General features: G+C 60.6%; 8 protein-coding genes. 6 read left to right on the forward strand and 2 right to left on the reverse strand.

Annotation, left to right across the window (positions count from 1 at the left end):
- The first annotated feature begins 125 nt into the window (after window positions 1-125).
- The 6 genes from NDJ10_RS14605 to NDJ10_RS14630 are packed head-to-tail and all read left to right on the forward strand — an operon-like array spanning window position 126 to window position 6,463.
- Window positions 126-842, forward strand: coding sequence for a FadR/GntR family transcriptional regulator (locus NDJ10_RS14605; RefSeq protein ID WP_296163606.1), 717 nt, complete (start codon window positions 126-128; stop codon window positions 840-842).
- Between the two features lie 38 nt (window positions 843-880).
- A complete protein-coding gene (locus tag NDJ10_RS14610) occupies window positions 881-1,879 on the forward strand; it encodes a sialic acid TRAP transporter substrate-binding protein SiaP (RefSeq protein ID WP_296163607.1) in 999 nt (332 codons plus the stop codon).
- An 11-nt stretch (window positions 1,880-1,890) separates the two neighbouring features.
- The gene (locus tag NDJ10_RS14615) at window positions 1,891-2,457 is read left to right on the forward strand and encodes a TRAP transporter small permease (RefSeq protein WP_296163608.1); all 567 of its coding nucleotides are present in this window, start codon (window positions 1,891-1,893) and stop codon (window positions 2,455-2,457) included.
- Window positions 2,458-2,468: 11 nt separating this feature from the next.
- Window positions 2,469-3,866 (forward strand): TRAP transporter large permease, encoded by a 1,398-nt coding sequence (locus NDJ10_RS14620; RefSeq protein WP_296163610.1) that lies wholly within the window; start codon window positions 2,469-2,471, stop codon window positions 3,864-3,866.
- Window positions 3,867-5,393: an altronate dehydratase family protein gene (locus tag NDJ10_RS14625; RefSeq protein WP_296163613.1), complete on the forward strand. Its 1,527-nt coding sequence runs from the start codon at window positions 3,867-3,869 to the stop codon at window positions 5,391-5,393.
- A gap of 5 nt (window positions 5,394-5,398) precedes the next feature.
- Window positions 5,399-6,463, forward strand: a complete 1,065-nt coding sequence (locus NDJ10_RS14630; protein WP_296163615.1) for a malate/lactate/ureidoglycolate dehydrogenase — start codon at window positions 5,399-5,401, stop codon at window positions 6,461-6,463.
- Between the two features lie 46 nt (window positions 6,464-6,509).
- Here NDJ10_RS14630 and NDJ10_RS14635 read toward each other — a convergent pair whose 3' ends face one another.
- Both NDJ10_RS14635 and NDJ10_RS14640 read right to left on the reverse strand, forming a co-directional pair.
- Complete coding sequence (locus NDJ10_RS14635; protein WP_296163616.1) at window positions 6,510-7,706, reverse strand: mandelate racemase/muconate lactonizing enzyme family protein; 1,197 nt, start codon at window positions 7,704-7,706, stop codon at window positions 6,510-6,512.
- A 58-nt stretch (window positions 7,707-7,764) separates the two neighbouring features.
- Window positions 7,765-8,778, reverse strand: coding sequence for a TRAP transporter substrate-binding protein (locus NDJ10_RS14640; protein WP_296163618.1), 1,014 nt, complete (start codon window positions 8,776-8,778; stop codon window positions 7,765-7,767).
- Window positions 8,779-8,831 lie beyond the last annotated feature (53 nt).

Consider the following 8,831-nt stretch of genomic DNA (forward strand, 5'->3'; position numbering starts at 1 on the left):
AGGGCACCCTGCCGCCGGTACAGGGTTTATCCGGATGCACGGAAGAGGGAATCATGAGACTATTAATTGGCCTGACCAATTGTCCAATTCAGGTTCATCTTTGACAGTCATTCAAAACGCCGAACATGCCACTGCAGATCATTCAGCCGCAACGCTTGTACCGCCAGATTGCCGAGCAATTGCGCTCGCTGATCAACCGGGGCGAGTTTCCGGTCGGCAGCCGCCTGCCGGCCGAGCGGGAACTTGCTACACAGCTGGGTGTCAGCCGTCCTTCGATACGCGAAGCGCTGATTGCGCTGGAGGTGGAGAAGGTGGTCGAGGTGCGCAGTGGCTCGGGCATTTATGTGCTCAAGCCAAAAGCCCGCCAGCCCTCGCGCAAAAAGACCCGCGACGCGGTCGAATGGGGCCCCTTGGAGCTGATGCGGGCGCGCGAGCTGGTTGAAAGCGAGGTCGCTGCACTGGCGGCCCGCAATGCGAAAAAAGCAGACCTGAAACTCATCGGTGATGCCTTGCAGCAAATGCGCGACGAAGTTGCCATGGGCCTGGTGCCACGCGCGGGCGACGAGGCCTTTCACAACGCGATTGCCCAGGCTTGCGGCAACGAAGTGCTGCACGACACCATCTGCGGCTACTGGCAAGCCCGACACGGCACGCTGTTCGAACGTTTGGGTGATTATTTTGAAGACCAGAAATCATGGGATGCCGCCCTGATCGAACACGCCGCAGTGCTGGAAGCGATTCGCACGCACGATGCCGGCGCTGCGCGCAACGCCATGCAACGCCACCTGAAAAATGCCAATCAACGATACAACGCGAGTTGGCGCCGCGCCAAGCCAGCCTGACAGCCACAGATTTCACAACCACCAACCGAGGCGACATCATGAAAAAACGTGAATTGACAAAACTTGCAATCAAAGCCATCGCTGCTTGCGCATTATTTACCGGTGCTGCCGGCACTATCGGCATCGCCCATGCGCAGACCAAGCTTAAATGGGCACACGTCTATGAGACGTCCGAGCCATTTCACAAATGGTCGGTCTGGGCGGGTGACGAGATCAAGAAGCGAACCAATGGCCGCTACGAAGTGCAGGTCTTTCCGGCCTCATCGCTGGGCAAGGAGTCCGACATCAACCAGGGCCTGACGCTGGGCACCGTGGACATCATCCTGACTGGCGCGAGTTTTGCAGCTTCCAACTACCCGCCGCTGGCTGTGACCTACTTCCCGTTCATTTTCCGCGACTCCGAGCACCAGTTGAAGTACGCCAAGAGCGATGTGTTCCGGGAACTGGCCAAAGGCTATGACGACAAGACCGGCAACCACATCACGGCCCTGAACTACTACGGCGCCCGCCAAGTGACGTCCAATCGCCCGATCGTCAAACCCGAAGACATGAAGGGTCTGAAGATTCGCGTGCCCGACGCGCCAGCTTACGTCGCGTTCCCCAAGTCACTGGGCGCCAACGCCACACCGATTGCCTTTGCCGAGGTCTATCTGGCACTGCAGAACGGCACCGTGGACGCACAGGAAAACCCGCTGCCCACCATCCTGGCCAAGAAGTTCTTTGAAGTCCAAAAGAACATCTCGCTGACCGGTCACATCGTGGACTCGCTGCTCACCGTCGTTGGCGGGCCGCTGTGGAACAAGCTGTCCGAGGCTGACCGAAAAATTTTCAACGACGTGATGCAGGAAGCCGCCGAGAAAACCGGCCGTGAAATCATTGCCTCGGAAACCCGTCTGGTTGACGAGTTCAAGCAAAAAGGCATCAACGTCATCACGGTGGACAAGAACGCCTTCCGTGAGGCGGTGCTGAAAAACGCCAAACCGACCGACTACGGGTACCGCCAGTCTGACTACGACCGCATCATTGCCATCAAATAAACGCGCGAACCATGCAAGACATTGATGCGCTCCCCCATGTCATGGGGGAGGACGGCCAGTTCCATGCCCAGGATGACGCCGTCGATCTTTCCGGCACCACGCTGGAAGCCTGGGTGGCGCTGGGTATCTTCTGGCTACTCGGCGCCACCGTGTTTTACCAATTTTTTACCCGTTATGTGCTCAACGACTCCGCCGCGTGGACCGAGGAGATTGCGCGTTACCTGCTGATCGGCGTGGTTTTTATCGGTGCCTGCATTGGCGTTCACAAGAACAACCACATTCAGGTGGACTTTTTTTACAGGTTCATGCCGCCAAAGGTGGCCCGCCTCATGGCCACCGGGGTGGACGTGATGCGCGTGATATTCCTGGTCGCTTTCGCGGTGCTCACGCTGATGCTGATGAACAAGCTGAGCAATGCGCGCATGACGATGATCGATCTGCCGATGAACCTGGTCTATGGCGTCTGCATGGCCGGTTTTGTGGCCATGGCCTGGCGTGCCATCCAGGTCGCACGCATTCACTGGAAGCGCGGCTACAGCGTGCTCGAACGTCCTGAAACCACCATGGAAGAGGCTTAAGCGAAATCCCTATGCTGAAAATCATTTTTCTGTTGCTCCTGGGTGGGGGCATTCCGGTGGCCATGGCCATGGCCGGTTCTGCACTGCTCTACATTTGGTGGACCGGCACGCTGCCGTCGTATGTGGTGATCCACCGCATGATCAGCGGCATCGACAGTTTTCCGCTGCTGGCCGTGCCCTTCTTTATTTTGGCGGGCAACCTGATGAACAACGCCGGTATCACCAATCGCATCTACAACTACGCGCTGGCGTTGGTGGGCTGGATGAAGGGGGGGCTGGGCCATGTCAACGTGCTGGGCTCGGTGATTTTTGCCGGCATGAGCGGCACCGCCATTGCCGATGCGGCTGGTCTCGGCACGATTGAAATCAAGGCGATGACGGATCACGGCTACAGCAAGGAATTCGCTGTCGGCGTGACGGCGGCCTCTGCCACGCTCGGCCCGATTATTCCGCCAAGCTTGCCGTTCGTGATTTACGGCATGATGGCCAACGTCAGCGTCGGCTCGCTGTTTCTGGCCGGTATTTTGCCGGGCGTGTTCATGGCATTTCTGATGATGCTGACCGTGGCCTACTTTGCCCACAAGAACGGCTGGGGCGCCGACATCAAATTCGAGTGGCCGCGGGTGATCAAGGCATTGATCGAAACCGGCGCTGTGATTGGCTGGCCGGTGGTGCTGTGGCTGCTGATTGTCAAAGGCGGTCTGCCGGCGCAATTGACGGTGTTTGCCGGCCTGGTCGCGCTGTTCATCGCTGACAAGCTGTTCAAGTTCCAGGCCGCGCTGCCGATCATGACGCCAGTGCTGTTGATCGGCGGCATGACGACCGGTATTTTCACGCCCACCGAGGGCGCCATTGCCGCCTGCCTGTGGGCCATGGTGCTGGGCTTTGCCTGGTACCGGACCCTGAACTTCAAGTCGTTCGTCAAGGTCTGCCTGGACACCGTGGAGACCACCAGCACGGTACTGTTCATTGTGGCCGCAGCCAGCATTTTCGGCTGGATGCTCACCGCCACCGGCGTCACCGCCGCCATCAGTGAATGGGTGCTGGGGTTTACACAAAACCCGTACATGTTCCTGCTGCTGGCCAACCTGCTGATGCTGTTCGTCGGCTGCTTCCTGGAGCCCACCGCCGCCATCACCATCCTGGTGCCGATCCTGATTCCGATCTGTCAGAAGCTCGGTATCGACTTGGTGCACTTCGGCCTTGTGATGGTGCTCAACCTGATGATTGGGTTGCTCCATCCGCCCATGGGCATGGTACTGTTTGTGCTAGCGCGGGTCGCCAAACTGTCGGTTGAAAGAACCACGGTGGCGATTCTGCCCTGGCTGCTGCCCTTGCTGGGCAGTCTGGCCGTCATCACCTACTTTCCGAAGCTGATCCTGTGGCTTCCCAACATGGTTTTCAATTAAATGACACCTTTTATCCGCCTCCACCCCAACGATGATGTGCTGATTGCCCGCACCCAACTGGTCAGCGGCAGCCTGGTTGATGGCATCCCGATCAAGGGCCTGATTCCGGCCGGTCACAAAATTGCGGCACATGCCATCGCCCCCGGCGCGCCGGTGCGACGCTACAACCAGGTCATCGGTTTTGCCAGCAAGCCGATCGGCGCCGGCGAGCACATCCATTCCCACAACCTCGACATGGGGCCGGACAAGGGCGACTTCGCACGCGATTACGCCTTTGGCGCCGACCTCAAGCCTGAGCCGGCCCGCCGTGAGGCCACATTCATGGGGTTCAAACGCGCCGACGGCCGCGTGGCCACGCGCAATTACATTGGCATCCTGTCGAGTGTCAATTGCTCTGCCACCGCCGCGCGGGCAATTGCCGACCACTTCTCGCGCCAGAACCATCCTGCAGCGCTGGCCGATTTTCCCAATGTCGATGGCGTGGTGGCACTGACCCACGGCACGGGCTGCGGCATGGACAGCGACGGCCTGGGGCTGCAGATTTTGCAGCGCACACTGACTGGTTACGCAACCCACGCCAACTTTGCCGCTGTGCTGGTGGTGGGGCTGGGCTGCGAGTCCAACCAGATCAATGCCTGGCTGGCCAATGGCAGTCTGCGCGAAGGCGACACCTTGCGCACCTTCAGCATTCAGGACACCGGCGGCACGGCCAAAACGGTCGCCAAGGGTATCGCGCTGATCAAGGACATGCTGCCCCAGGCCAATGCGGTCCGGCGCGAACCCTGCAGCGCTGCACACATCACCATCGGCCTGCAATGCGGCGGCTCGGACGGCTACTCCGGCATCAGTGCCAACCCGGCACTGGGCGCCGCAGTGGACCTGCTGGTGGCGCACGGCGGTTCGGCCATCCTGAGCGAAACTCCGGAAATCTATGGCGCCGAACACCTGCTGACGCGTCGCGCCGTCAACCGCGCAGTCGGTGAAAAACTGATCGAGCGCATCAAGTGGTGGGAGCACTACACCCAGATCAACGACGGCGAGATGAACAACAACCCGTCGCCCGGCAACAAGGCCGGCGGCCTGACCACCATCCTGGAAAAATCGCTGGGTGCGGTCGCCAAAGGCGGCACCAGCAACCTGCAGGCGGTGTATGAATACGCTGAGAAAGTTACCACGCATGGCTTTGTCTACATGGACACGCCCGGCTATGACCCGGTCAGCGCGACCGGCCAGGTGGCCGGCGGTGCCAACCTGATCTGCTTTACCACCGGGCGCGGCTCGGCCTACGGCTGCGCTCCTGCGCCCTCACTCAAGCTGGCGACCAACTCGGTGCTGTGGCGCCGGCAGGAAGACGACATGGACCTGAACTGTGGCGAGATCATCGACGGCAGCAGCACCATTGCAGAGATGGGGCAGCGCATTTTCGAGCTGGTCCTGGCCACGGCGTCAGGGGCCAAAAGCAAGAGCGAGTTGCACGGCTACGGACAAAACGAGTTTGTCCCCTGGCAAGTTGGCGCGGTGATGTAACCTTGATGCCCAAATCCTTTCAGGCGGCCGACTTACAGGTTCAGGTCGCGGCGGTTTTGGTCGCCGCCGGCAGTTCCCCCGAAGAAGCTGACACCGTTGCGGCCAACCTGGTGCTGGCCAACCTGAGCGGCCACGACTCGCATGGCGTGGGCATGCTGCCGCGCTATGTGGACGCGGTGCTCGAAGGCGGTCTACAGCCGAACCACAGCGTGCAGGTGGTGCTGGACAGCGGGTCATTGCTGACGCTGGATGGGCAGCGCGGTTATGGCCAGGTCGTCGGTGAGCAGGCCATGGCACTCGGCATCCGCCGTGCCCAAACCCATGGCAGTTGCATCATGACGCTGGCCAATGCACACCATCTGGGACGCATCGGGCACTTCGCCGAACTGGCGGTGGCGCAGGGCCTGGTGTCGCTGCATTTTGTCAATGTGCTGTCGCGCCCTGTGGTCGCGCCTTTTGGCGGCGGCGACGGGCGCTTCGGCACCAACCCCTGCTGCATTGGCGTGCCGCTCAAGGGGCGCGAAGCTTTTGTGCTGGACTTTGCCACCAGCCGCGTGGCGCAGGGCAAGATGCGGGTGGCACACAACGAAGGCCGGCGCGTCGAACCCGGCACGCTGATTGACGAACACGGCCGACCCAGCACGGACCCGGGTGTCGTGGTGGTGCCCCAAAGCAATGGCTTGTTTGGTGCGCTGCTGGCCTTTGGCGAGCACAAGGGTTACGGCCTGGCGGTCGCCTGCGAACTGCTGGGTGGTGCGCTGACCGGCGGCGGCACCTGGCACAAGTCGTGCAACCCGGACGTGCGTGCCGTGGTTAACGGCATGCTGACCATTCTGATAGATCCCGCCAAGCTGGGCACCCAGGCCGCTTTTGAGCAGGAAGCCCTGGCTTTCATCGACTGGCTTGGCGCCGGGCCCGTCGCACCCGGCTTTGACGCCGTGCAAATTGCCGGTGACCCGGAACGTGCTTACCGCCAGCAACGCCAAGCCGAGGGCATCGCGGTGGACGCCCAGACCTGGCAAGAGTTGGTGGCGGCCGGCCACAAGGTCGGTGTGTCTTTGCCAAACTGAATTGAACTAATCACTGGGCAATGGCTGCGGCCAGTTGGATTCCCAATCATGATTTGGACCAACGCACCGTGGCATCCGCGCGCTGGTGCAGATCAGGCAGCAGCTCCAGCCCGAGCCCGGGCTTGTCGTTGAGACTGATCATGCCGTTTTTCACGGTGGGCAACTCCGTCACCAATTCCTTGTACCAGCCGCTGTAGAAGGCGCGAACGCTTTCCTGGATCAGCGCATTGGGGGCATGCAGGGACAGATGGGTGGACGCCGCCCACACCACCGGGCCGGTGCAATCGTGCGGCGCCACCGGCAGTTGCCAGGCGTCGGCCATTGCGGCGATCTTGCGGGCCTCGGTCAGGCCGCCGCACCAGCTCAAATCCAGCATGGCGACGCCGGCCACGCCGGTTTGCAGATAGTCCTTGAAACCCCATTTGTAGCTGAGTGTCTCGCTGGCACAAATCAGGGCCTCGCAGTCTTTGGCGTATTGTTTGAGCAAGTCGAGGCTGTCCATGCGGATGGCGTCCTCGTGCCAGAAGGTGTTGAAAGGCTTGAGTGCGCGCGCAATCTTCTGCGCCATGGGCAGACGCCACAGGCTGTGGAACTCGACCATGATGTCCATCTTGTCGCCCACCGCATCGCGGATCTTGCGGAACGGTTCAAGCGCGGTGTCGAGGTTGGCGTTGCTGATGTACTGGCCGTCGCTCTTTTCGGCGGCCGGGTCGAAGGGCCAGATTTTCATGCCCGTGATGCCCTCGCTCAGCAGCGACAGGGCGACTTCGTCGGCCCGGTGCAGGAAACCTTCCAGGTCTTCATAAGGCCCTGCGTGTTGCCCCAGGCCCCAGTTGGCCGTGCTCTGGTTGACGGTATGGCGCACATACTTGTACCCGGCACAGGTGTTGTAGATGCGGATAGCGTCGCGGCTCTTGCCACCCAGCGCGGTATGAACCGGCATGTTGGCGGCCTTGCCGAAGATGTCCCACAACGCGATGTCGACCGCCGAATTGCCGCGCGTCTCGGCGCCGGAGCCGCGCCAGCCCAGGTAGCCGGTGATGTCCTTGTTGCGTGCCTCAATGGCCAGGGGGTCCTTGCCCAACAGCTTGGGTCCGACCCACTCGTGGATGTAGGCTTCTACCGCTTGTGCCCCCATGAAGGTTTCGCCCAGGCCGACCAAGCCCTCGTCGGTATGGATACGGACCCAGATGATGTTGGGAAACTCGCCCAGCCGCAGGGTTTCAACTTTGGTGATCTTCATTCAGACTCCAGAAAAAAAGGCCGCAAAGGCGCACCCTTGCGGCCGTTTGCCAGGCAACTTATTTCCCGCCGCGAACTTTCTTCAGTTCGGCGAAAACAACATCAATCGCTTCGGCGCCAATGCTGGCGGTGTGCTTCTCATACACCGGCTTGACCTTCTCGAACATGCGGCGCTGCTCGGCCGGTGTGATCTCGTTGACGACCATGCCCTTGGCCTTGAGGCCCGCCAGTGCCGTGTCGCTTTGGGTGCGAATGGTGGCGCGTTGCACTTTCTGACCCTCGATGGCCGCCTCACGCAACACCGCCTGCTCCTGCGGATTGAGCTGATCCCACAACTTCTTGCTGTAGAGAATCAGGAACGGTGTGTAGGCATGGCGTGTCACGCTCAGGTACTTCTGTACTTCGTAAAACTTGGAGGTGTCGATGGTCACAAAGGGGTTCTCCTGGCCATCGATCGTTTTGGTTTCCAGTGCGGTGAACACTTCACCGAAGGCCATGGGGACGGCGTTGGTGCCCAGTGTCTTGAAGGTGTCGAGGAAGATGTTGTTTTGCATCACGCGCACCTTGACGCCTTCAAAATCTTCCACCTTGGCCACGGCACGCTTGCTGTTGGTCAGGTTGCGGAAACCGTTTTCCCAGTAGGCCAGGTTGACCAGCCCGGCTGCTTCGAGCTTCTTGTTGAAGTACTGGCCGGCCGGACCGTCCAGAACAGCGTCAGCTTCCTTCTCATTGGCAAACAGGAAGGGCAGGTCAAAGACGCCCAGTTCCTTAATGATGCCGACCAGCGGCGAGCTGGAGGTGCAGACCATCTCCTGGGTGCCGGCGCGCAGCGCCTGGGTGGCGGGCAGGTCGCCGCCTGCCGCACCGCCCCAGAAAGCGTTGATCTTCATCTTGCCGCCGGTCTTCGCATTGAGCACCTCCTGCATCTTCTTGACGCCGGCGCCCACCGGGTGATCTTCGTTGACACCGTTGGTGAGCTTGATGGTGCGCTCGGCGAACTGGGCAAAGCTGGAAGTAGCCACCAGCAAGGCGGCACCGGCAATCACCGATGCAATGGTTCTGCGTTTGAACATGGTTGTCTCCTTTTATATGAACGACAGGGGTGGGGGAAAATTTTGTCAGCGCA

It is taken from the genome of Rhodoferax sp., assembly GCF_023700745.1.
GTDB lineage: Bacteria > Pseudomonadota > Gammaproteobacteria > Burkholderiales > Burkholderiaceae_C > Rhodoferax.

Bases quoted from the DNA above. Each gene is read 5' to 3' on its own strand.
- NDJ10_RS14630 (WP_296163615.1), top strand. From the start codon at position 5,399: ATGCCCAAATCCTTTCAGGCGGCCGACTTACAGGTTCAGGTCGCGGCG.
- NDJ10_RS14605 (WP_296163606.1), top strand. From the start codon at position 126: ATGCCACTGCAGATCATTCAGCCGCAACGCTTGTACCGCCAGATTGCC.
- NDJ10_RS14620 (WP_296163610.1), top strand. From the start codon at position 2,469: ATGCTGAAAATCATTTTTCTGTTGCTCCTGGGTGGGGGCATTCCGGTG.
- NDJ10_RS14635 (WP_296163616.1), bottom strand. From the start codon at position 7,706: ATGAAGATCACCAAAGTTGAAACCCTGCGGCTGGGCGAGTTTCCCAAC.
- NDJ10_RS14640 (WP_296163618.1), bottom strand. From the start codon at position 8,778: ATGTTCAAACGCAGAACCATTGCATCGGTGATTGCCGGTGCCGCCTTG.
- NDJ10_RS14610 (WP_296163607.1), top strand. From the start codon at position 881: ATGAAAAAACGTGAATTGACAAAACTTGCAATCAAAGCCATCGCTGCT.
- NDJ10_RS14625 (WP_296163613.1), top strand. From the start codon at position 3,867: ATGACACCTTTTATCCGCCTCCACCCCAACGATGATGTGCTGATTGCC.
- NDJ10_RS14615 (WP_296163608.1), top strand. From the start codon at position 1,891: ATGCAAGACATTGATGCGCTCCCCCATGTCATGGGGGAGGACGGCCAG.